The 22,572-nt window shown below is 45.8% G+C and carries 21 protein-coding genes and 1 other RNA gene; 20 read left to right on the top strand and 2 right to left on the bottom strand.

Annotated features, from left to right (window positions below):
* Window positions 1-104: 104 nt before the first annotated feature.
* On the bottom strand, window positions 105-2,213 hold the full coding sequence (locus AC0YN6_RS27285) for a transglycosylase domain-containing protein (RefSeq protein WP_475750977.1): 2,109 nt from the start codon (window positions 2,211-2,213) through the stop codon (window positions 105-107).
* Window positions 2,214-2,514: 301 nt separating this feature from the next.
* Between AC0YN6_RS27285 and AC0YN6_RS27280 the strand changes: the two genes are divergently transcribed.
* The 6 genes from AC0YN6_RS27280 (at window position 2,515) to argS (ending at window position 8,131) form a co-directional block, all read left to right on the top strand.
* The gene (locus AC0YN6_RS27280) at window positions 2,515-3,381 is read left to right on the top strand and encodes a polysaccharide deacetylase family protein (protein WP_475750976.1); all 867 of its coding nucleotides are present in this window, start codon (window positions 2,515-2,517) and stop codon (window positions 3,379-3,381) included.
* 111 nt (window positions 3,382-3,492) lie between these two features.
* The gene (gene speE / locus AC0YN6_RS27275; RefSeq protein ID WP_054025894.1) at window positions 3,493-4,320 is read left to right on the top strand and encodes a polyamine aminopropyltransferase; all 828 of its coding nucleotides are present in this window, start codon (window positions 3,493-3,495) and stop codon (window positions 4,318-4,320) included.
* A gap of 38 nt (window positions 4,321-4,358) precedes the next feature.
* Entirely contained in the window at window positions 4,359-5,228 is an 870-nt protein-coding gene (gene speB, locus AC0YN6_RS27270; protein ID WP_475750974.1) for an agmatinase, read from the top strand.
* Window positions 5,229-5,392: 164 nt separating this feature from the next.
* The gene (locus AC0YN6_RS27265; protein WP_475750972.1) at window positions 5,393-5,902 is read left to right on the top strand and encodes a DNA-deoxyinosine glycosylase; all 510 of its coding nucleotides are present in this window, start codon (window positions 5,393-5,395) and stop codon (window positions 5,900-5,902) included.
* 76 nt (window positions 5,903-5,978) lie between these two features.
* Window positions 5,979-6,452 (top strand): YwiB family protein, encoded by a 474-nt coding sequence (locus AC0YN6_RS27260; RefSeq protein ID WP_475750970.1) that lies wholly within the window; start codon window positions 5,979-5,981, stop codon window positions 6,450-6,452.
* Complete coding sequence (gene argS, locus AC0YN6_RS27255) at window positions 6,452-8,131, top strand: arginine--tRNA ligase (protein ID WP_475750968.1); 1,680 nt, start codon at window positions 6,452-6,454, stop codon at window positions 8,129-8,131. The genes AC0YN6_RS27260 and argS overlap by 1 nt, the downstream gene beginning before the upstream one ends.
* A gap of 29 nt (window positions 8,132-8,160) precedes the next feature.
* Here the strand turns inward: argS and AC0YN6_RS27250 are convergent, their stop codons facing one another.
* Window positions 8,161-9,297: a S8 family peptidase gene (locus AC0YN6_RS27250; RefSeq protein ID WP_475750966.1), complete on the bottom strand. Its 1,137-nt coding sequence runs from the start codon at window positions 9,295-9,297 to the stop codon at window positions 8,161-8,163.
* 460 nt (window positions 9,298-9,757) lie between these two features.
* Between AC0YN6_RS27250 and rpoE the strand changes: the two genes are divergently transcribed.
* The 14 genes from rpoE (at window position 9,758) to AC0YN6_RS27180 (ending at window position 22,268) form a co-directional block, all read left to right on the top strand.
* On the top strand, window positions 9,758-10,330 hold the full coding sequence (gene rpoE / locus AC0YN6_RS27245) for a DNA-directed RNA polymerase subunit delta (RefSeq protein WP_475750964.1): 573 nt from the start codon (window positions 9,758-9,760) through the stop codon (window positions 10,328-10,330).
* 489 nt (window positions 10,331-10,819) lie between these two features.
* Window positions 10,820-12,421 (top strand): CTP synthase, encoded by a 1,602-nt coding sequence (locus AC0YN6_RS27240; RefSeq protein ID WP_475750962.1) that lies wholly within the window; start codon window positions 10,820-10,822, stop codon window positions 12,419-12,421.
* Window positions 12,422-12,578: 157 nt separating this feature from the next.
* Window positions 12,579-12,977, top strand: coding sequence for a response regulator (locus tag AC0YN6_RS27235; RefSeq protein ID WP_076271590.1), 399 nt, complete (start codon window positions 12,579-12,581; stop codon window positions 12,975-12,977).
* Between the two features lie 431 nt (window positions 12,978-13,408).
* Window positions 13,409-14,671, top strand: coding sequence for a UDP-N-acetylglucosamine 1-carboxyvinyltransferase (locus AC0YN6_RS27230; protein WP_475750960.1), 1,263 nt, complete (start codon window positions 13,409-13,411; stop codon window positions 14,669-14,671).
* Between the two features lie 123 nt (window positions 14,672-14,794).
* A complete protein-coding gene (rho, locus tag AC0YN6_RS27225) occupies window positions 14,795-16,129 on the top strand; it encodes a transcription termination factor Rho (RefSeq protein ID WP_475750958.1) in 1,335 nt (444 codons plus the stop codon).
* Between the two features lie 21 nt (window positions 16,130-16,150).
* Window positions 16,151-17,404, top strand: a complete 1,254-nt coding sequence (locus tag AC0YN6_RS27220; RefSeq protein ID WP_475750956.1) for a radical SAM family protein — start codon at window positions 16,151-16,153, stop codon at window positions 17,402-17,404.
* A gap of 142 nt (window positions 17,405-17,546) precedes the next feature.
* Window positions 17,547-17,744, top strand: a complete 198-nt coding sequence (rpmE, locus tag AC0YN6_RS27215) for a 50S ribosomal protein L31 (protein ID WP_053373265.1) — start codon at window positions 17,547-17,549, stop codon at window positions 17,742-17,744.
* Between the two features lie 83 nt (window positions 17,745-17,827).
* A complete protein-coding gene (locus AC0YN6_RS27210; RefSeq protein WP_475750953.1) occupies window positions 17,828-18,256 on the top strand; it encodes a hypothetical protein in 429 nt (142 codons plus the stop codon).
* A gap of 71 nt (window positions 18,257-18,327) precedes the next feature.
* Window positions 18,328-18,596: signal recognition particle sRNA large type (ffs, locus tag AC0YN6_RS27205), an RNA gene on the top strand.
* A 236-nt stretch (window positions 18,597-18,832) separates the two neighbouring features.
* On the top strand, window positions 18,833-20,623 hold the full coding sequence (gene dnaX, locus AC0YN6_RS27200) for a DNA polymerase III subunit gamma/tau (protein ID WP_475750951.1): 1,791 nt from the start codon (window positions 18,833-18,835) through the stop codon (window positions 20,621-20,623).
* A gap of 24 nt (window positions 20,624-20,647) precedes the next feature.
* The gene (locus AC0YN6_RS27195; protein ID WP_054025909.1) at window positions 20,648-20,959 is read left to right on the top strand and encodes a YbaB/EbfC family nucleoid-associated protein; all 312 of its coding nucleotides are present in this window, start codon (window positions 20,648-20,650) and stop codon (window positions 20,957-20,959) included.
* A 41-nt stretch (window positions 20,960-21,000) separates the two neighbouring features.
* Window positions 21,001-21,600 carry a recombination mediator RecR gene (gene recR / locus AC0YN6_RS27190; RefSeq protein ID WP_475750949.1) on the top strand — a complete coding sequence of 200 codons (600 nt, stop codon included), beginning with the start codon at window positions 21,001-21,003 and terminating at the stop codon, window positions 21,598-21,600.
* Window positions 21,601-21,762: 162 nt separating this feature from the next.
* Window positions 21,763-22,008 carry a DUF2508 family protein gene (locus tag AC0YN6_RS27185; protein WP_475751050.1) on the top strand — a complete coding sequence of 82 codons (246 nt, stop codon included), beginning with the start codon at window positions 21,763-21,765 and terminating at the stop codon, window positions 22,006-22,008.
* On the top strand, window positions 22,005-22,268 hold the full coding sequence (locus AC0YN6_RS27180) for a pro-sigmaK processing inhibitor BofA family protein (RefSeq protein ID WP_475750947.1): 264 nt from the start codon (window positions 22,005-22,007) through the stop codon (window positions 22,266-22,268). The genes AC0YN6_RS27185 and AC0YN6_RS27180 overlap by 4 nt, the downstream gene beginning before the upstream one ends.
* Window positions 22,269-22,572: the final 304 nt, after the last annotated feature.

Below are 22,572 nucleotides of genomic sequence, written 5' to 3'. Positions count from 1 at the left end.
TTCACTTTTTGATCATAAATCGGACAAAAATGTACGAAGGTCATGTCTTTTGCATCATTGAAAGGAGCAGCAGCCTCCTTACTTGAAGAAGGGCTGCTGCTTTTTTAGTCTGTCCACCAGCGCTTCAAGTCAGTCCACCAAGAGCTGCGTCCGCGTGCTTTGGATTCATCTGGAGAAGAATTGCCGTCTACATTGCCCGCCCCAGCAGGTTCACCGCAAACCTCGGTAGGCTCTGTTCCGCTAATAAAGGTTTCTAGTCGTTTCTGCGGGCAGCTGCTTTCCGCAAGCTTGCCGCTGATTGGGTCTATATACACATTGACGATTCCTTCAGGAATCGGAAAGATCTTAGGCGGTATGGCACGAAGAGCCTCCTCCGTAAATTTAGCGAAGATGGGAGCAGCGCGATAGGCTTCGGCAACAGTTAATTTGCGATCCTTATCGTAGCCCACCCATACAGCAGTCGCTAATTCAGGCGTATATCCGACCAGCCATGCGTCTGTGGTTGTTGTACCGGTCTTACCCGCTATCGGTCGTTTAATAATAGATGATACGCGAAATGCAGTGCCGCCTTCTTCAAAGACGCTCTCCATTAAGCTAGTCATTACATAAGCCTCTGCGGGGGTTACGGCTTGCTCCGATTTTTGCTTTGCTTCATATAATACCTGTCCCTTGCGATCCTCAATACGGATAATCGCAATCGGCTCTATATGAATCCCGCCGTTCGCGAATGTACCGAAAGCGGATGCCATTTCGAACGGACTGACAGGGAAGGTACCCAGCGCAAGCGAAGGGACAGGTTTCATTGTGCTTGTAATTCCAAGCTTCCTCGCTGCTTCGATCACCTTCTCAGCGCCCACGGTCATGATGGTGTTGACCGCATAAATATTATCTGAGGAAGCAATCGCCTGCCGCATATCAATCAGCTCATTCAAATATTTATCTCCGTAGTTGCGAGGCTCATAGGTTTTACGTCCCTCATCATAGGTGAACACCGTTGGTTCACTCTTATATTTGGTGACAGGTGACATGAAGCCGCTTTGCAAGGCGGTTAAATACAGGAAAGGCTTGAAAGAAGAGCCGGGTTGACGGGTTTTGGCAAACACGCGGTTATATTGATTTTGTTTGTAGTTTCTACCGCCAACCATCGCTTTGATATATCCATTGCGCGGATCAATGGAAATTAACGCAGCCTGCTGCTCAGAGTTCTCTGGAATCCCCTTCGCAATGACCTCTTCGGCGGTTGCTTGCGCCGCAGGATCAAGTGTCGTGTAAATGGTAATGCCGCCCTCGTTGAGCAGATGTTCATTAATTCCTAGCTTGTCGACTGCCACATACCTTATATAATCGCGAAAATACGGGGCAAAGCCCTCCTGCGAACTAGAACCGAGCGTCTGGAAATTAAGCAATTCCGTATAGGCGGCATCGGCCTGCTCGGACGTAATGGAGCCGCCCTCCAGCATCGCTTGCAAAATGGTAAGCTGACGGTCCTTCGCGTTTTTCATATTCAGGTACGGCGAATAATATTTTGGCCCCTTCGGAATGCCGGCTAACATGGCGCTTTCTGCTAGCGTGAGTTCGGACGCATGTTTATTGAAGTACATCATTGCAGCCGCTTCAATGCCATAGGAGCCGTGACCGTAATAGATTTGATTTAAGTACATACCAAGAATTTCGTCCTTGGAGTAGTTCATTTCAAGCTGAACGGTATACATCGCTTCCTTCATTTTGCGCTGCCAGGTTCGCTCATGTGTCAAATAAAGATTCCGTGCGAGCTGTTGAGTGAGCGTGCTTGCGCCTTGCTTGGCTGAGAAGCTTTGAACATTAACCATGACGGCTCGCGCCATTCCCTTCATATCAAAGCCGCGATGATCGTAGAAGCGGCGATCCTCAATTGCTAAGGTTGCTTCAATGACAAAGTGAGAAATATCCGACAGCTGTACAGAACGGCGGTTCTCTCCCGCGTGGAACGTATCAATTACATTGCCTTGAATATCAATCATTTGCGAAGTTTGGCTAATGGCGGTGACGGGCAAAGATTGTGTACGCAAATAGATGAGCGTACCGGCCATGATGAGTATGAATAGGGTAAATAAGGCAACTGACCAGCGAAGCCATCGTTTCATTTTTAGAACGTGGGGGAGGAATCTCTCCGTTATTAATGGAAAAGCAGGTCGCCGACGCAGCTTTCCCTGCTGGTTATTAGACTTCTTCATGGAGCGGGCTCCCTTCCGTACAAAACTTCACTTTTCCTTAGTATGGAAAAGTGAAGAACACCCTATTCACAAAGAGGCGCGAAATAAATAAATATTTGTAATCATAGAGATAAATAAATGAAGTGAAATCATTTATAGATGTCGTAAAAATAGCATGGAATTTATATACATAAATGTTATATCTAAGTAAACTGAGTCGAGGAGCAACGGTGATATTTGCTGGATGATTCGTGACAACTGCCCTGATGATAATCATGTAAATGATGAACAACATCATGATTGAAGGGATTGGTTTATTTTCATGAGAAGGTATGAAGCGAAATCTGTTTTAAAATTATCCAGCATTTCATTCGTTATTATGACATTGTTATGTGCACTCTTAGTTAATTCGTCTTCGGCAAAAGCGGCAAATCAAGCTATACCTATTTTGATGTATCATCATCTCATACCGGATCACACAGGGAGCGGCACTACCATCTCTCCGAAGCGATTTAAAGAGCATATGGAGGCATTGAAGAAGGCTGGATATCATACGATTACTGATTATGATTTGCTCGCCTACAAGCAAGGGAAAAAATCGCTGCCGTCGAAACCCATTCTGATTACTTTTGATGATGGATATGAAAGCGGCTATCAATATGCTTATCCGATTTTGAAAGAATTAGAAATGAAAGCAACGTTCTATGTCATTGCTGGACGGATAAAGGATGATTATTCAAATGCTGAAAAGCAAGTTCCGAAAATTTCGTGGAAGCAAGCGGTAGAAATGAAGGGGACCATTTTAATCCAATCACATACGTTCGATTCACATTATCAAACCGAGAAAAGCAAAGGTGTTAAGCGGGGAGTCCTGTCCGGAAAGATCAATGTGAATGGCAGATTGGAAAGTCAGGCTCAATATGAGAAACGGATATTAAAGGATATGAGCAGCTCTAAGAGCAGAATTGAAGAGAAACTTGGATATCCCGTTGTGTCCTTGGCTTATCCATATGGTCAATATAGCTTAGATACGATACGTTTGGCGAAGAAGGTGGGCTACCAGCTGGGATTCAAAGCAATGGTCGGCAGGGACAAAAGCAAAACCCCATTATATGAGCTAAATAGGATTGTTGCAGATGGGCGCCATACACCGAAAGTGCTATTAGGTCATATAAGCAAGTATAGGTAATGCAGCCTGAAACAAAGATCAAATTATAGACTGAATCGAGTACTTGTAGTAGGGGGGTATTTTGAATATAATACATGTTGAACAATCGAAGGAAAGAAGGGATTTAACACCATGGAATTGTGGTATACGGAAAAACAAACTGACAGCTTCGGCATAACGGCGAAGATTACTAAAACTTACGTTAATGAACAAACAGATTTTCAACAGCTAGATATGATCGAAACGGAAGAGTTTGGAACGATGCTTGTTCTCGACGGTATGGTTATGACCACGGTTAAGGATGAGTTCGTTTACCACGAGATGGTTGCACATCCTGTTCTTTTCACGCATCCTAATCCGGAGTACGTGCTTGTTGTAGGCGGCGGAGACGGCGGCGTTATTCGTGAAGTGATGAAACACCCGAAGGTGAAGAAGGCAGTTCTTGTCGACATCGACGGTAAAGTAATCGAATACTCCAAAAAATACTTGCCATCCATCGCTGGCGAGCTCGACAACCCGCGTGTTGAAGTGCTTGTAAACGACGGATTTATGCATATTCATGATCATAAAAACACATATGATGTTATTATGGTTGACTCCACAGAGCCAGTAGGCCCTGCAGCAAACCTATTTACGAAGGGCTTCTACCAAGGTATTTATGAAGCATTGAAAGAAGATGGCATCTTCGTTGCTCAAACAGATAACCCATGGTTCAAAGCTGACCTGATCCAAAGCGTAAACAAAGACGTGAAGGAAGTATTCCCGATCGTTCGTGTATACGGCGCGAACATTCCAACTTACCCAAGCGGTCTGTGGACGTTCACAATGGGCAGCAAGAAACATGATCCACTTGCTGTAGATGAGACAGCTATTCCAGAAATCGATACAAAATATTACACACCTCGTCTTCACAAAGCAGCATTCGTGCTTCCTAAATTTGTTGAAGACCTCGTGAAGTAACGAGCGGCTACGCTGCAAGAAGGAGAGGAACAAACCTCATGAAATTGGATCAAAAATATTCAGGCAATGTCTTCATTCTGAGCTCTGACAACTATGAAGCTTCCAAGGCGGTTATCTACGGTATGCCGATGGATTTCACGGTTAGCTTCCGTCCAGGCTCTCGTTTCGGTCCTCCTCGCATCCGCGAGGTTTCGATCGGGCTTGAGGAATACAGCCCGTACCTAGATCGCAGCCTCGAGGATATCGAATATTTCGATGCCGGCGACCTGCTGCTACCTTTCGGCAACGCGGCTCGCAGTCTAGAAATTATCGGCGAGTTCGTTCGCGGAGTTCTAGATGACGGCAAAATTCCTGTTGGACTCGGCGGCGAGCATCTTGTTTCTTGGCCGATCTTCCAAGAGGTGTACAAGAAGTATCCTGATCTTGCGATCATTCACTTCGACGCTCATGCTGATTTGCGTGAGTCGTATGAAGGCGAACCGTTGTCCCACTCTACGCCGCTTCGCAAAGCAGCTGGTCTAATGGGCGGACAGAACATTTACCAATTCGGTATTCGTTCGGGCTCCCGTGAGGAGTGGCAATATGCACGCGAGAACATTAACTTCCATCCGTTCGAGGTTTTGGAGCCGCTGAAGAAGGTGCTTCCAGAGCTTGAAGGACGTCCAGTGTATCTTACAATTGATATCGATGTGCTTGACCCATCCGCAGCGCCTGGTACAGGTACAGCGGAAGCAGGCGGCATAACATCGAAGGAACTCATTGAATCGGTACATGCCATCGCTCGTTCTGGTGTGAATATCGTCGGCTTTGACCTCGTTGAGGTTGCCCCAGCCTACGATCCGACGGAGCAAACGCAGATCGTTGCGGCGAAGGTCATTCGTGAAATGCTTCTAGGCTTTGTGAAATAGAAAACCCGCTTAACTAGACTTCGTCACATGCAGAAAATATTCTGTACAGGGCGAAGTCTTTTTTTTGATACAAGGGAAGAATGCAAGCGTATGAACGAGGCTATTCATAACTCATAATAAGACGCAATTACTAAGATGAATATTAAGATGAGGGGGAATAGGTTATGCGCATATATTCGTTTCCGCCTGTTATAGATGAGCGTGCGCGCGTTCTCATTCTTGGTACCGCGCCAAGCGTCAAGTCGCTCGAGCATCAGCAGTTTTATGGGCATCCGCAAAACTTTATGTGGCGGATTTTGTATCGTTTATTTAATGAGTCAGACGCTGATCCCGTGTATGAGAACCGTCTTGCATTCCTGAAGGAGCATCGTTTAGCTTTGTGGGATGTTATCGAGTCCTGTGAGCGGGAAGGAAGCTTGGATGTGAATATACGTGACATAGTACCCCAGAAGCTGCCTGAGCTTGTTGCCAAATACCCGGAGCTGCGCTGCTTCGCTTTTAATGGGAGCAAGGCATACGACACCTTTCATAAATTTTATAGAGGACATGATAGTTTTCAACATATAACGTTATTAAAGCTTCCGTCCTCCAGTCCAATACCGACTCCGCGCATGCGAACGCTTGAGGATCGCGTGGAGGCATGGAGCGAAATTGTGCCGTTTGCAACAAGATAACGGCGCTCTAGCGTTGAAATTAAGAGCCTACCTGTATATAGTAGTTACATAAGATTAGACTGATAACAGGAGCAAGATGATGGCAGATAGCAGGAAAGTGCGAATTACATTGGAGAGTGTGCAGGATGGAAGCTCGCACACTCATGCTTACAAGGGCGATTGGTTCCGCAAGGCGAAGTCCATATTTATCCGCTACATTGAGCCGGCTGTAGAAGGCGATGCAGACGCTGGTGAAATACGGACGCTTATTCGATTCCGGCCAGATGAAATGTCGATTGTGCGGCGCGGCGCCATTGAGTCAGAGCAGCTCTTTGTTCCTGGGCAGAGGAGAGCGGGCAGCTATCAATCACAAATGACATCCTTATCGCTTGAAGCAGATACGATGAAACTGCAGCTTTATGCGCCGGGCGAAGATGGTGTAACTACGGAGATGGGCACTTTGCCTGAACAGCTGCCTTTTTCACTAGAATGGGAGTATGAATTGTACGTTGGTGAACAAATGTCGGGTCGGTTTCATATTCGGCTCCATATACAGGAGGAACAAAATTAATGAATGCAAATGTACTAGAAAAGATGTATGAACAGGTCAAAGCAGCCATCGCTGATGCTGCAGTAGCAGCCGGCCTAGCGGCGCGGGAAGAGTTACCGGCATTTGTGATCGAGGTCCCTAAGGATAAATCGCATGGTGATTTGGCAACAAATGCTGCGATGCAGTTGACTAAACTTGCGAAGAAAAATCCTCGTCAAATCGCAGAAGCGATTATTGCGAACTTGGATACGAAGCATGCTTCTATTCAGTCAGCAGAAATTGCTGGACCAGGCTTTATTAACTTCCGTATGGATAACAGTTATCTTTATCCGGTTGTGGCTGCTGCACTTGAAGCGGGAGAGAATTATGGACGGACTTCGGATGGCGCCGGCAATAACGTTCAGGTTGAGTTCGTTAGCGCGAATCCTACAGGCAGCTTGCATCTAGGGCATGCACGCGGCGCGGCTGTTGGCGACGCTTTGTGCAATGTACTTGATTATGCAGGCTATAATGTCACTCGCGAATATTATATTAATGATGCGGGAAAACAGGTAGAGAACCTAGCTGTCTCCATCGAGGCTCGTTATCGTCAAGCGCTAGGACAAACGGCCGAAATGCCTGAGGACGGCTATTATGGCGAGGACATCATTGGTTTCGCTAAGCTGCTCGTCGAGCAAGAGGGAGATCGACTGCTGGCACTTCCGGATCAAGAACGTTTTACGTTTTTCCGTCAGTTCGGCCTTGAGCGTGAGCTTGATAAAATTAAACGTGACCTCGGAAGATTCCGCGTTGGATTTGACGTTTGGTACAGTGAAACGGCTCTATATGAAAGCGGACAAGTGGAGCAAGGCCTTGCAACGCTCAAGGCGACAGGGCATGTCTATGAAGAAGAAGGAGCGACATGGCTGTCTACCATGACCTTTGGCGACGACAAAAACCGCGTGCTCGTGAAGAATGACGGCTCGTACACTTATTTGACGCCCGATATCGCTTATCATATGGATAAATACGGACGCGGCTTTGATCAGATGATCAACATTTGGGGTGCCGATCACCATGGCTATATCCCGCGTGTGAAAGCAGCAATGGAAGCACTAGGAAATGATCCGAAGAAGTTGACTGTTTTGATAGCACAGATGGTCAGTTTGTTCCAAAATGGCGAGAAAATGAAAATGTCGAAGCGTACCGGTAAAGCCGTAACGATGGAAGATCTTATGGACGAGGTTGGCATTGATGCCATTCGTTATTTCTTCTCCATGCGGAGTATGGATTCGCATCTTGATTTCGATATGGATTTGGCTATTTCTACATCCAATGAGAATCCTGTGTTCTACGTGCAATATGCACATGCACGGATTTGCAGTATTTTCAGACAAGCGGAAGAGCAGGGTCTTGTGCTTAAATCGACTGATGCCGTTGATTTCAGCAAGCTGACCGCGGAAGGCGAATTCGATCTTCTGCGTAAAATTGGCGAGCTGCCGCAGGAAATCTCAGAGGCTGCAGCGCAATACGCACCGCATCGTCTCATCCGCTACGTATATGAGCTGGCTTCGCAGTTCCACAGCTATTATAGAGCGGAGCGCGTGATCACAGAGGATGCTGAACAGTCACAGGCGCGTTTAGCTCTACTTGGAGCTGTTCGTATTGCTATTGCTAATGTACTTCGTTTGGTTGGCGTATCTGCTCCTGAGCGTATGTAGGCTGTATCTCATAAAAACAAGCCGTGGATTTAAAGTTTCTCCGCGGCTTGCATCATACGCATCACGTCAAGCTCGCCGATCGTTCGGCGGGCTTTGCTGCCTCTTAGGGGCTGTATGGATCGTTTGATAATAGCTTTGATCTCGGCGGGTGTAAGTCCCGGCTTATGCGCTAGCAGGAGTGCAATCGCTCCGCTGACGTGTGATGTGGCCATGGAGGTTCCGCTCATTTCGTTGTATTTGCCGCCAAGCCATGCGGATACGATTTTGTCACCAGGAGCATATACATCGATATAAGTTCCGCGATTGCTGAACAGAGCGACGCGGCGGAGTTTGTTTGTAGCGCCAACGGCAATCGTGAGCGGGTAGCGGGCTGGGTAATCAACGGAACGGCGCTTTCCATCGTTGCCTGAGGAGGCGACGATAATAACGCCTGCATTGTGGGCATTAATAACAGCTCCAAGCAGCGCTTTGCTCTTGGTCTTCATGCCGAAGCTCATGTTGATGACGTTCATGCGATTGCGGATACACCACTCGATACCGAGAATAATGTCGGATACGAAGGCGCTCCCATTATGATCAAAAGCCTTCACGGGCGAGATTAACGCGCGAGGGGCTACGCCAATCATACCCTGTAGTTGATTCGCTGCGGCAATGGTTCCTGCGATATGCGTACCATGACCATTGTCGTCATGCGGGAGCATACTGCGATTAAGCAGATTGATGCCTCTGGAGAGCGATTGGCGGAGGTCAGGGTGGTTGAAGTCAACACCCGTATCTATGACGCCGACCTTGATTCGGTGGCCGGTTGTTGTACTCCAAGCTAGCGGGGCTTTAATCTGATTTACGCCCCAAGGAATGCCTTTATCGACTATAATCGACTTATGTGATGAGGCATGCACACTAATTTTACAATCTTTTTCGATCCATACACGACCAGTGAACTGCTCGAGCGTTTCCTCGGCCGGTAATTTGCAAGCTATTCCGAGAATGGTAGGCATTTGTCTAATGTTTTTTTGCAGCGAAGGCGATAAGATAACCTCAGGCATTTGTTTTAGGAAGTATCGGTAGTCGCTCGCACGTTGAAAGCGAATGATTCGCTTCTCAGTCGTTGCGTCCGTGCGAGCCATCGTATCCTGCAACAAACGGATAAAAGCGACGGTGTCCAAACTTGGCTTCCCCTCCCGACGGACCATGCTGCACTATTGTATGAACGAGCGCTACAGAACGCATGAGCCACTTGCCTTTTTTCACATAATTAGGCTGAAAACCGTGTCAAAAATCGCCCGGGGACATACGATGAACAAAGAGTTCTCAGGGGCTCTTACGTCCAAGGTACGTTACCTCGTGTCATGGTCGGATGGATACAGTCAAAGCGGAAGGACTATCCTTTCGCTTTTTGCATAGAAGTCCAAGCTGTACGCGGAGCAGCATGGTCCGCTTGCTTTTTTGCAGGAAATAGGTTTTACTATACTGTGACTAGCGTAAACGGCGGCGCCAACCTCTGGCAGCAACCGATCGTTGCGCAATGAAATGTGAGCGGTGTAAAAGAGGTCAACGTACACGATCCTTGCATTTTAAAGGTAAGAACGAGTACATAATTTGAATGGCAAGAGAGGATGTGTCCATATGAGCAGCAGCAATTTCACGTTAAAGCTGGATCCTGAACGTATGAAGGAAATGCCTATGGTCGATTTGGCCTTTGAAGTGCTGAAAGCGGCTAATACACCTTACTACTATCGCGATCTAATGATGGAGATCGCTAAAATACGCGGTCTTTCCGCAGACGGAATCAACCAGTTTATCGCCCAAGTGTATACGGAAATCAACATTGATGGACGTTTTGCATGTGTGGGAAGCAACATGTGGGGACTTAAACGCTGGTATCCAGTTGAGCGTTCTGAAGACCCAATAGGCAATGCGAAGCGTACGCGCATTATCAACGATGACGATGATCTCGAAGATGATGATGTATTTGCTGACGAAGAAGAAGATTCTTACGCAGAGGCTGAAGAGGACTACGATGTATTCGACGAGGACCGTGAGGACTTCGAAGAGGCTGAAGAGGAAGCAGAAGTTGATGAGGAAGTCGGTATCGATGACGAGGAGCTAGACGGCGAAGAAGTCGATGGCGAACTCGATGCGGATGATGAGTCGGATGATGAGGAATTTGAAGACGACGATGAGGATGACGATAAGTAGTTTGCCGAAAATGTAGAGCTGTCTAGACGATAGGCTTGAATCCCTGCTTACACTTTTCTGCGGCATGCGCCCTTCTTCCAATAGTTGGGTAAAGTCGTTTGTGCAGAAGCGGGGAATATCCAGTCAGTTTCGCTTGACAGGTGCTACGAGCGCAGAGTAAACTATCTCATGGGCTTAAGATTCGGTTAACAAATAACGCATACAAGCGTAAACGACTAGTTTCGTCTTTTGGCGAGAAGGTCTAGTATCGCTGTGAAATAGAAGTAGGGCATAACGTAAGGTTGGTGCCTGCTTGTATTTTTATATATGCCAAAAAAAGGAAAAGTGCCCCGTTGCTACGGGTGTCACTTTTTTTGTTTGTGAGGGATGGGTCTGTAGGAATCATTCCCACAAACTGGATGGATGGGCAGAGTGTATCTGCATCCATGTTTATCGAGTAAATGGGCAAACCTAAACATTAACCATAAGAGCTTGGAGGGTATCATCACAGTGACCAAATATATATTTGTAACCGGCGGCGTAGTGTCGTCCTTGGGCAAAGGGATTACAGCAGCCTCGCTCGGCCGATTGTTGAAGAACAGGGGCCTCAAGGTAACGATTCAGAAGTTTGATCCTTACATCAACGTGGACCCAGGAACGATGAGTCCATACCAGCACGGAGAAGTATTCGTTACCGATGATGGCGCAGAAACGGATTTGGATCTCGGTCACTATGAACGGTTCATTGACATTAACCTGTCGAAGAACAATAATGTGACGTCCGGCAAGATCTATTCCAACGTAATTACCAAAGAACGCCGCGGTGACTACTTAGGTGGAACAGTTCAGGTTATCCCGCATATTACGAACGAAATCAAAGACCGTGTGTATCGCGCAGGCAAAGAAGCGGGCTCTGACGTTGTCATTACAGAAATCGGCGGCACAGTCGGTGACATCGAAAGCTTGCCTTTCCTTGAAGCCATTCGTCAAATTAAAAGTGATATCGGCCGTGATAATGTGATGTACATCCACGTTACACTTATTCCGTACATTAAAGCCGCAGGCGAAGTGAAAACAAAGCCTACGCAGCATAGTGTTAAGGAATTGCGCAGCATTGGCATTCAGCCGAATGTCATCGTATGCCGTACAGAGCATCCTCTAGCAGAAGACTTGAAACGCAAGATTGGTTTGTTCTGCGATATCGATGCAAATGCTGTTGTGGAATGCCGTGATGCTTCGACGCTGTACGAAGTGCCATTGATGCTTCGCGAGGAAGGTCTTGACGAGATCGTTGTCAACCATCTGAAACTGACAGCAGAACAGCCGGATATGCGTGAATGGGAAAGTTTGGTTCAACGCGTAAAATCGCTTCACAAGAAGATTGAAATCGCAATCGTAGGTAAATATGTTTCCTTGCACGATGCATACCTAAGTATTGCTGAGTCTCTTGAGCATGCAGGAATTGCTTCTGATTCAGAAGTGAAAATTCGTTGGCTGCATGCTGACGAGCTTACAGAAGAGAACGTAGAGGAACAGCTGAAGGGCATTCATGGTATTCTTGTTCCAGGCGGCTTTGGTGATCGTGGTATTGAAGGCAAGATTACAGCCATTAAATACGCTCGCGAGAACAAAATCCCATTCTTCGGTATTTGTCTAGGCATGCAAGTAGCTGTTATTGAATATGCTCGTAATGTAGCTGGACTAGCTGGTGCGAACAGTTCAGAAATTAATTCATCCACGCCGTATCCGGTTATTGATTTGCTTCCGGATCAGAAGGATGTTGAAGATATGGGCGGTACGATGCGTCTAGGTCTCTACCCATGTAAGCTGAAATCAGGTACGCTTGCAGAGCGTGAATATGCCGACGAGCTTGTCTACGAGCGTCATCGTCATCGGTATGAGTTTAACAATGAGTACCGTGAAGCAATTGAATCAGCAGGTTTAACTATTTCTGGAACTTCCCCTGACGGACGCCTTGTTGAAGTTGTGGAAATGGCTGATCATCCTTGGTTCTTGGCTGTTCAATTCCACCCTGAATTCAAATCTAGACCGAACCGTCCGCAACCATTGTTCCGCGGTTTTGTACAAGCTGCGCTTAACTATTCTGAATAATTTACAGCATTTTCGATCAATGTCATATTCTACAACAATATCTGATAAGTTTTTCTCATACTGAGAAGGATTATATACCCACTTAAGCGAATATATTAACGATTATGGAAGAGTTGGCCATTTTTATGGGTAAGCTCATTTGCGGGGGGATTTGGAGTTGGATAAGAAGAAAGTGTTGATCGTTGATGATCAGAACGGTATTCGCGTATTGCTTATGGAAGTTTTCAGCAGCGAGGGTTATAATACGTTCCAAGCGTCTAATGGCAAGCTGGCTTTAGAAATCGTTAAGAACGATGCTCCAGATCTTGTTCTGTTGGATATGAAAATTCCTGGTATGGATGGTCTGGAAATTTTGAAGCACGTGAAAGCGATCGACAGAAACATTAAAGTCATAATGATGACCGCATATGGTGAATTGGATATGATTAAAGAAGCGACGGATCTCGGAGCGTTAATGCATTTTACGAAACCTTTTGACATCGATGAGATGCGAATTGCTGTAAATATGCAGCTGCGAGGCGGTAATTCCACAAGTCGCTTTGCAATAGGTTCCTGATTTAGTGAATAAACGGCATCGTCTTTTACTTGAGGGCGATGTCGTTTTTTTCATTTGTTGATAATCGTAAAACAAGCTTTACTATTTCAAGGCGCATTATGTTATAATGGCTCAGAATGATAAGTTGGTTAGTCTTCCAATTGCTTAGCGGACCTAACGTTAACAAAGAGAACAAAGCTGCTTTAACAAATACAATCCGTGATGAGCTCTAAGCTAACGCTGATGCAACCACGTCGATACTTGACACCTGCTCGCAGCGCGATGTAGGCTGTAAATCAAGGGAAAATCCGTTTGTTCGGACGCAACAACCACGAGTAAAACAGGAGCAAAGGAATTAAACCGCCTCATAACGGCCAGTGGGTTTAACACTCGCTTGCTTTGGCGGTTTTTCCTTTATTCTCTTCCAAGTCTACGGGAGGAAATATAATTAAATGGAGAAATTGATGATACGCGGTGGACGGCCGCTTCGCGGAACCGTTCAAATTAGTGGTGCCAAGAACAGTGCAGTGGCACTTGTACCTGCTGCTATTTTAGCAGAGTCAGAAGTTGTGTTGGATAATTTGCCGATTATAAGTGATGTAGCTGTATATAGTGAGATTTTGCAAGAGCTTGGCGCTGTCGTAAAGCGTGACGGCGACATGATGCGTATTGATCCTTCTGAACTTGTCTCGAAGCCTATGCCAAATGGTAAAGTGAAATTGCTGCGCGCATCGTACTATTTGATGGGTGCAATGCTTGGACGATTTGGTGAAGCAACGATTGGATTGCCTGGAGGCTGCAACTTTGAACCGAGGCCAATCGATCAACATATTAAAGGATTTGAAGCATTGGGTGCTACAGTAATCAATGATCATGGATCAATTCGAATTCACGCCGAGCAGCTCCGTGGTGCGAAGATTTATCTCGATGTATCGAGTGTTGGAGCCACAATTAATATTATGCTCGCGGCCTCACGGGCTAAGGGATTGACGATTATTGAAAATGCGGCAAAAGAGCCTGAAATTATAGATGTAGCTACTCTCCTAAACGCCATGGGCGCAAAAATCAAAGGTGCCGGAACTGAGACGATTCGGATTGAAGGTGTCGATCAGATGCATGGTTGCCGCCATTCTATTATTCCTGATCGAATCCAAGCCGGTACGTATATGATTGCAGCTGCAGCAACTCGCGGCGATGTCCTTATTGATAATGTCATTCCAAAGCATTTGGAAGCAATGACCGCCAAGCTTGAAGAGATGGGTGTTCAAGTTATTGAAATGGATGAATCCATCCGGATTATTGGTGGGCCTCATTACTCTTCCATTGATGTAAAAGCACTCGTTTATCCGGGCTTCCCTACGGACTTGCAGTCACCGATGACTACCTTGCTCACGCAAGCGAACGGGGTTAGTATTTTAACCGATTATGTATATGGCACCAGATTTAAGCATGTTCCTGAGCTAAGTCGCATGGGGGCCAACATTCGTGTTGAGGGCCGTTCCGCTGTAATTGAGGGCGGAAAGCTCACAGCTTCTAAAGTAATGGCAGCTGATTTACGCGCGGGCGCTGCACTTGTTGTAGCCGCTCTGACTGTTGAAGAAGGCGTTACTGAAATTTCGGGCGTCGAATATATTGACCGAGGTTATGATAATCTAGTAGAAAATTTATGCCGACTGGGTGCGGAAGTATGGCGTGAAACAGAAGCCTCATCATAAGGAATGGGACGATGCAGACGCTGTGGAATAGACGGCGTCTAATTCGGCAATGATGGATAATCAATCCTATGATTTTACTAGATATACAAAATCATAATGAAAATTGAATAAAGTGGTGAGAACATGACAGACCTTCAGATCGCCGATCTAGAAGAGTTGAAGTTGACAGAACTCTACAAATTAGCGAAGCAATTTCAAGTTCCCTATTACGGAACGCTTAAGAAGAAGGAATTGATTTTTGCAATTCTACGTGCACAGGCAGAGAAGAGCGGCCTTATGTTCATGGAAGGCATACTTGATATTTTATCAGAGGGCTTCGGATTTCTACGGCCTATTAACTATTTACCGAGTAAGGAAGACATTTACATTTCAGCATCACAAATTCGCAGGTTTGACCTAAGAAGCGGAGATCTCGTATCAGGCAAATGCCGTCCGCCAAAAGAAAATGAGCGTTACTTCGGTTTGCTGCAAGTAAATGCCGTAAACGGTGAAAATCCAGAAACGGCTTCTGAACGACTGCACTTTCCTGCGCTTACTCCACTTTATCCAGAAAAGAAGCTAGTGCTTGAGACGACACAGTCGAAACTCTCCACACGAATGATGGACTTGCTCGCTCCTGTAGGACTAGGGCAACGCGGTCTAATTGTAGCCCCTCCAAAGACGGGTAAGACATTGCTTCTCAAAGAAATCGCCCACAGCATTTCAGAAAATCGTCCCGATATCAAATTGTTCGTTCTGCTTATTGATGAGCGTCCCGAGGAAGTTACAGATATGCAGCGTTCCGTGAAAGGCGAAGTTATTGCCTCCACGTTTGATGAGCTGCCTGAAAACCATATTAAAGTGGCAGAGCTGGTACTTGAACGAGCGCTTCGTTTGGTCGAGCACAAGAAGGACGTTGTCATCTTGATGGATAGTATCACCCGTCTTGCTAGGGCGTATAACTTGGTTATTCCTCCATCTGGCCGTACGCTTAGCGGCGGTATTGACCCAGCAGCGTTCCACCGTCCAAAACGGTTTTTTGGTTCGGCTCGAAACGTTGAAGAAGGCGGAAGCTTGACAATACTTGCAACTGCGCTGATCGAAACGGGCTCGCGTATGGATGATATCATTTATGAAGAATTTAAAGGTACGGGCAATATGGAGCTTCATCTAGATCGGAAGCTTTCTGAGCGTCGTATTTTCCCAGCTCTTGATTTGCGCAGATCAGGCACTAGACGTGAAGAGATGCTGCTCACGAAAGAAGAGCTTGAGAAAGTTTGGGCTATTCGTCGAGGCATGACGGACACACCTGATTATGTCGATAATTTCTTGAAGAAGCTTAAAGATAGTGAGAACAACGAACAGTTTCTTATGTCTCTTGATACAACAGTTGAAGCGAAGCCGGAGCGGTCCGGTATTAAGAGCAGTTCCACAACGACCAGCAGGCGGCCTACGCCTAGAACTACGCACGGATCGTAAGACCGCAGGAAGGAGAACAACATGAATCTCGTATATGCGGATGAAAAAGGAAATTTATTTGACCATCCAGATTTTATAGCCTTGGGAAGAAGCGGCGATATGATCGTCGAAATTATGGAGGAGGAATTGATTCCGCTTCCTAATGGTGCGACGCTCGTTAGCTTGCCATTCACTAGGCCGATCGGACTTAATCCAAGTACAGGCGAGATGCAGGCGCTGCAGGGCGGTGCTCAGGCAGTCGGCGCTTTGCTTCCGCAAGGATTTACTCGTCTTTGCTTGCCGGGTTATGTGAAAGCAGATAAGAATGAGAAGCTTCCATTATTCGGTTATACAGCTGTCGTATGGAAAGACGGTAACTTCTATGTAACGGCTGAGCAAAGTGATGATCCGGAGAGATGGGACCCACTTAATTGCGACCGTGGCGAGCTTGGCATTCAAGTAGAGCGTATTCTTGCTAAATATCCGGATAATCGTCTTTATAAGCATTTGTCGAACTGTGCGTTAGGATACGAGTGCTTAACCTCTTCCAACACGTTTCTAGGAAGATGGGAGGGAGCAGTTCCTGTGTCGTACTCCTGCAATGCAGGCTGCTTCGGATGCATTTCGGAACAACCGGATGATAGTGGTTTTGTCGCTCCGCAGACACGGATGAACTTTAAGCCGACTGTTGATGAAATTGTTGAAATTATGCTGGAGCATTTGCGCGAGCCCGAATCGATTATTAGTTTTGGCCAAGGCTGTGAAGGAGAACCTTCAACGCAAGCGAAAATTATTGTCGAGGCCATGAAGCGTGTACGCAGTCAAAATTCACTTGGCTACATTAACATTAATACGAATGCCGGTTTGACTGATTTCATGCGAGCGATTGTTGATGCAGGACTTAATCTCATGCGCGTAAGCACGATCAGTGCGCTTGATGATCATTACAATGCATACTACAAACCGCGTGGATACAATTTGCAAAATGTTGAGAAGTCGCTAAAATATGCATCTGATAATGGCGTATATACGTCCATCAACTATTTGATTTTCCCAGGGGTTACTGACCGCGAGGAAGAAATTGAAGCGATGATTGGATTTGTTAAGCGTACGGGACTTAAGCTTATCCAGATGCGAAATTTAAATATCGATCCTGAGAGCTATTTGGCGCTTATTCCGAAAGCCCAAGGCGAGATATATGGAATGAAGCAAATGCTTGAAATTTTCCGCGAAGAGCTTCCAGATGTTGTTATTGGTTCTTATACACACGTACCGCCTATGGCCTATCGTCGATAAGTACCAGTTGAACGGTAAATTCAACTAATATTAACATATGAGCGATTTTGGATTGCAACTGTAAATCAGTTCATGCTATAATTCGAGGGTGCGATTTAACTCTGGATCCGCATGCGATTCAGGGCAGAAAGAGGTGAACGAGATGAAACAAGCTATTCATCCGACATACCACATCATTACAGCAACTTGCGCTTGTGGAAATTCCTTCGAGACGGGTTCGATTAAACCGAGCCTTCGCGTAGAGGTTTGCTCCCAATGCCACCCATTCTACACGGGTAAGCAAAAGTTCCTGGATGCTGGCGGTCGCGTCGATCGTTTCAAGAAGAAATACGGTATTTAATCCTACAAATCGTTCCGCCTTTATTTGGCAGAATACAAGAGCCTCCCTCAGCCATCCTATTGGTTAGAAGGGAGGTTTTTTGATTGAATAAGAAACCATTCGAAGTGAGAAAGCGATTCGGTTTATTTCAATTTGCAATCTTGGCGGTAAGTCTGATTTTGTTAGCTATGGTATTCTCTGGCTGTGGCAATGGGAGAAGTAAGCAAGAAAACAGGCTGAAAACCTACGGTCATGATGGATACATGGGATATTCCAACAGCAACCCCAATTTACCGAATCGATATCAGTATCTTAATTATAATGCTGACGGGAACTTTGTTGAGCAGGTGTTGAAGCCGATTGCAGGCATTGAGAATACGCAAATATATTTTAACGGAACGGATCTTCATGTGAATGTACAAGTGAATAAATCCTTGTCGGACGCTCAAGTAGAAGAGCTGCGAGCTAAAGCACAATCAGTTGTGGAGTATAATATGCCGCGGTACAAGGTTCATGTAGAAGCCAAAAAATAAGTTGAACCTTATTTGATCGATTTTCATACGTGAGTTGCGCTTTGGGACAGAATCAGCTATACTTATTTTTGCCGTGCTAGATGGGGAGGTAGCGGTGCCCTGTAACTCGCAATCCGCTGTAGCGAGGTTGAATTCCTACTTGAGGTTATACTGATGTAGGGTCTTGGCACTTGCGAGCAGTGTTGACAGTCGGGTCCTCCGCAATGGACGTTTGTGAACCTGGTCAGGTCCGGAAGGAAGCAGCCATAAGCAAATTAGTTCATGTGCCGGAGGAGTGCCTGGCTCGAGCTGTAGTGCAAGGATGCCGCCTGGGTCGTATTTATCAGGAGTAGGTGCACGGTACTAAAAGTTTCTAATAAGATTACTAAATAACAAAAGTAGCACCTGTGATCGCTGTTCGATGTTTTTGTCGGAAATAGCGAATGCGGGTGTTTTTGTTTATACATCTTATTTTAATAGGGTAAACTCGGTTAAAAGAAAGTTTTGCTTGATACACAGTTGTTGTATAATAGGAATTAGCAATTATTTTAAATATAAGAAGGTACTTTATTTTCTAACTTGAAAGGAAAGGTCTGCGTGTCACATATCGCTTTATACCGTGCCTGGCGTCCGCAGACGTTTCAGGACATGGTTGGACAACGGCATATTATCCAAACACTGCAAAATTCAATTCGCGAGCAGCGCGTATCTCATGCTTATCTTTTTAATGGACCGCGAGGAACTGGAAAGACAAGCGCCGCGAAAATTTTGGCCAAAGCGGTTAACTGTGAACGTGGTCCCGCTGAAGAACCATGTAATGAATGTGATGCTTGCATAGGGATTACCGCAGGGCATATTATGGATGTAATCGAGATTGATGCTGCATCTAACCGCGGTATTGACGAAATTCGTGATATTCGTGATAAAGTCCGATATGCCCCTTCAGAAGTGCGGTTCAAGGTTTATATCATAGATGAAGTACATATGCTTACGGCTGAGGCCTTCAATGCCTTGCTTAAGACGTTGGAGGAGCCGCCGGGGCATGTGATTTTTATCTTGGCGACGACCGAACCGCATAAGCTGCCTGCTACGATTATTTCGCGCTGTCAGAGATTTGACTTCAGACAGGTATCGCTTGAAGAGCAGACAGAACACTTGCTTAAGATTTGCCGAGAGGAAAGCATACAAGCTGACGAAGATGCGCTTGCATACATCGCAAGACTATCAGAAGGCGGTATGCGCGATGCGATAAGCTTGCTTGAGCAGGTATCTGCTTTTGCGGGAGATCGTATAACACTTGATGCTGCTGTAGATGTGACAGGCGGTATGGCCGCCGATCATTTCTACAAGCTTGCTGAGGCTGTTAAGGATCGTCATGTCGCAGCGGTTATGCCGCTCGTAGAAAGCTTGATGCAAGCCGGTAAAAGTGCGGATAAATGTATGGAAAACTTAATCTACTACTTCCGTGACTTATTGGTTATGAAGCTAGCTCCGCAAGGAGGAGCAGTAACAGAACGAATTGTTGATCCAGAGCGCTTCAAAACAATGGCAGAGGCATTTACTCCTGCAAGGTTGTTCTTAATGATCGATACGTTGAATCGTTACCAAGTTGAGCTGAAGCATGCGTCGCAGCCTCAAACTTTGTTTGAGGTAGCCCTTATGAAGCTTTGTACGTTAGGTGACGAACAGTCTACAAGTGTGCCGGCTTCTGCAAGCCCGGCTCATGCAGCTTCATCCAATGCGCAATCGGCAGAAGTAGGGCGGCTGCGTCAGCAGATTGAGGCGCTCGAGCGAAAGCTTGAGACAGCTCTCCAAAATGGGTTGTCTGGCGGAAGTGGCTCCTCATCGGCTGACAGCGCGGCGAGCAAGCAGGCTGCACGTACAAATGCGGTTCGCAGTTCATTTGGCGGATCAGGCGGTGTCATGCGATCTGCCGTTAAGCTTGACCCTTACCTAGCATCAGCAGGCAGTCCTGAATTCAATCAATTCAGGATGAAATGGAATGATGTTCTGCAAGGCGTTAAGGATGCCAAGATTACAGTTCACGCTTGGTTGAAGGATGGCGAGCCTGTCGCTTCTTCTGATGATGCTATCCTCGTTGCATTCAAGAATACGATGCACCGGGAAACGACGGAGAAACCAGCCAATCGTGAAATCATTGAGAAAGTCATGCATGATGTGCTCGGCGGATCATTCAGAATCGTTACCGTTATGATGAAGGATTGGCAAGCCGCCGCAGCACAAGGTGTAACTGCACAGAAGAGTGAGACGCTTCAGCTTGAGCCTGAATCTTCTGCTGCACCACAAGCTGCAAGTCGCCCTGTATGGGTAGAAGAGGCTGTAAAGCTTTTTGGTGAAGAGTTAGTTGTAGTGAAAGATAAAGATTAAATTCTAATGATGAGGTGACTTTAGATGAATAACATGAACCAAATGATGAAGCAAGTGAAAAAAATGCAGGATCAAATGATGAAAGCTCAAGAAGAGCTAGAAACAAAGACGGTTGAAGGTACTGCAGGCGGCGGAGTAGTAACCGTATCTGCGAACGGCCACAAAAAACTTCTAAGCATAACAATTAAACCTGAGGCAGTAGATCCAGAAGATGTAGAGATGCTACAAGATCTTGTACTTACTGCTGTTAACGATGCACTAACTAAAGTGGACGATTTGGCGAATAAGGATATGGGTAAATTCACTGGCGGAATGAAAATTCCGGGATTGTTCTAGGAAGCGGAAGCGGTTTTGCTTGAAAGGAGCTGTACCCAGTTTTGTATTACCCCGAACCGATAGCGAAATTAATTGATGCTTTTACGCGATTACCGGGTATAGGACCTAAAACGGCCGCGCGTCTGGCGTTTCATGTGCTTCGAATGAAAGAAGACGACGTCATCGATTTTGCGAAGGCGCTAGTAAGCGTTAAGCGCAATTTGTTCTATTGCTCGGTTTGCTGCAACATAACCGATACAGACCCATGCAGAATCTGCCAGGATAAATCTCGCGATAACTCCATTATATGTGTCGTTCAAGAATCGAAGGATCTTGTCGCGATCGAGCGGATGAAGGACTATCAAGGGCAGTATCACGTTCTTCAAGGGGCAATCTCACCTATGGAAGGTATTGGCCCAGATGAGATTCGCATTGCGGAGTTATTAAGAAGGCTGAGCGATGAACGAGTGCAGGAGCTTATACTTGCAACGAACCCAAATATTGAAGGTGAAGCGACAGCGATGTATTTATCGAGGTTGATAAAGCCATTTGGAATTCGGATTACGCGTATCGCACATGGACTGCCTGTAGGCGGAGATCTTGAATATGCAGATGAGGTTACCTTATCCAAAGCATTAGAGGGTCGAAGAGAATTAAACTAACATTAAGCAAAATAGAAAGCGGCAGGACGAGGGTTACTCGGTCTGTCGCTTTTGTTGTTTTAGCAGGATGCTTTGATCAATATCTCGTTCTATTCTGATGTCCAAGCCTATACATATAGTAAAGAACTTTATGTGGTCAGGATATTAGGAGGGGTTTTCGTGATGAACAAGCAGTCGATCGAGGTAAAAAAAGAGCTCAATGATATGGAAGAGCTTCGAGCGGAAATTGTAGAGGCACACCGGGAATGGGAGAATGCAAACCGCTTTTTTAATTACGCAGTAGGTAAAGACCAAATCGATTATGCCATTCATTGTATGATAACAGCGGAGAAGAGATATGAGATGCTGCTTCGTTTGGCAAAGCGTACAAGTAATAACTGGCCGGCTTGGAGAGGAGTGATGGTATGAAGGCGGTTTGGCTAACTATGTTTATTGTATCTTCCTTCTTATTAGCAGCAGTCTTATTTAAAAATAAGTTATCGTGGGGATGGCTTCGCAGTTTTTCATTGCATCTTGTTTTGGCAGCTGGACTATTGTATTTGTTGAATTACTCAGGACTGATTCCAGGGATGTATATACCGCTTAATCCCTTTACAATAGGAACCGTCATTACTTTAGGTGCCCCTGGGGTAGCTTTAATCGTTGGCCTTCAATGGGTGGTCGTGTAACGAATTAAAAAAGATTTGCACAAAAGGTTGACTCATTTATTGATTATGTGATATATTACTTCTCGCGCCAAGAGTAAGCGAACGAGCTTCAAAAAAAGAAATTAAAAAAAAGCTTGCATTAACTTGGGCGAATGTGTTATATTATAAAAGTCGCCGATACGAAACACGCGGTTGACACGAAAGAAAAGATTGTTCTTTGAAAACTGAACAACGAGTAATAAACTGCCCTTACGATTCTAACGAATCGTGAGAAAAAGCGATAAAAAAGTAATGAGCAAGTCAAACACCAATTTGGAGAGTTTGA

It is taken from the genome of Paenibacillus sp. J22P15, from assembly GCF_056269345.1.
The sequence above is the reverse complement of the archived record's forward strand: the minus strand, read 5'-3'. Positions and strand labels throughout refer to the sequence as shown.

What these genes read in the sequence shown, in the direction of transcription:
- AC0YN6_RS27285 (WP_475750977.1), bottom strand. Translation starts at nt 2,213, where the DNA reads ATGAAGAAGTCTAATAACCAGCAGGGAAAGCTGCGTCGGCGACCTGCT.
- AC0YN6_RS27280 (WP_475750976.1), top strand. Translation starts at nt 2,515, where the DNA reads ATGAGAAGGTATGAAGCGAAATCTGTTTTAAAATTATCCAGCATTTCA.
- speE (WP_054025894.1), top strand. Translation starts at nt 3,493, where the DNA reads ATGGAATTGTGGTATACGGAAAAACAAACTGACAGCTTCGGCATAACG.
- speB (WP_475750974.1), top strand. Translation starts at nt 4,359, where the DNA reads ATGAAATTGGATCAAAAATATTCAGGCAATGTCTTCATTCTGAGCTCT.
- AC0YN6_RS27265 (WP_475750972.1), top strand. Translation starts at nt 5,393, where the DNA reads ATGCGCATATATTCGTTTCCGCCTGTTATAGATGAGCGTGCGCGCGTT.
- AC0YN6_RS27260 (WP_475750970.1), top strand. Translation starts at nt 5,979, where the DNA reads ATGATGGCAGATAGCAGGAAAGTGCGAATTACATTGGAGAGTGTGCAG.
- argS (WP_475750968.1), top strand. Translation starts at nt 6,452, where the DNA reads ATGAATGCAAATGTACTAGAAAAGATGTATGAACAGGTCAAAGCAGCC.
- rpoE (WP_475750964.1), top strand. Translation starts at nt 9,758, where the DNA reads ATGAGCAGCAGCAATTTCACGTTAAAGCTGGATCCTGAACGTATGAAG.
- AC0YN6_RS27230 (WP_475750960.1), top strand. Translation starts at nt 13,409, where the DNA reads ATGGAGAAATTGATGATACGCGGTGGACGGCCGCTTCGCGGAACCGTT.
- rho (WP_475750958.1), top strand. Translation starts at nt 14,795, where the DNA reads ATGACAGACCTTCAGATCGCCGATCTAGAAGAGTTGAAGTTGACAGAA.
- AC0YN6_RS27220 (WP_475750956.1), top strand. Translation starts at nt 16,151, where the DNA reads ATGAATCTCGTATATGCGGATGAAAAAGGAAATTTATTTGACCATCCA.
- rpmE (WP_053373265.1), top strand. Translation starts at nt 17,547, where the DNA reads ATGAAACAAGCTATTCATCCGACATACCACATCATTACAGCAACTTGC.
- AC0YN6_RS27195 (WP_054025909.1), top strand. Translation starts at nt 20,648, where the DNA reads ATGAATAACATGAACCAAATGATGAAGCAAGTGAAAAAAATGCAGGAT.
- AC0YN6_RS27185 (WP_475751050.1), top strand. Translation starts at nt 21,763, where the DNA reads ATGAACAAGCAGTCGATCGAGGTAAAAAAAGAGCTCAATGATATGGAA.
- AC0YN6_RS27180 (WP_475750947.1), top strand. Translation starts at nt 22,005, where the DNA reads ATGAAGGCGGTTTGGCTAACTATGTTTATTGTATCTTCCTTCTTATTA.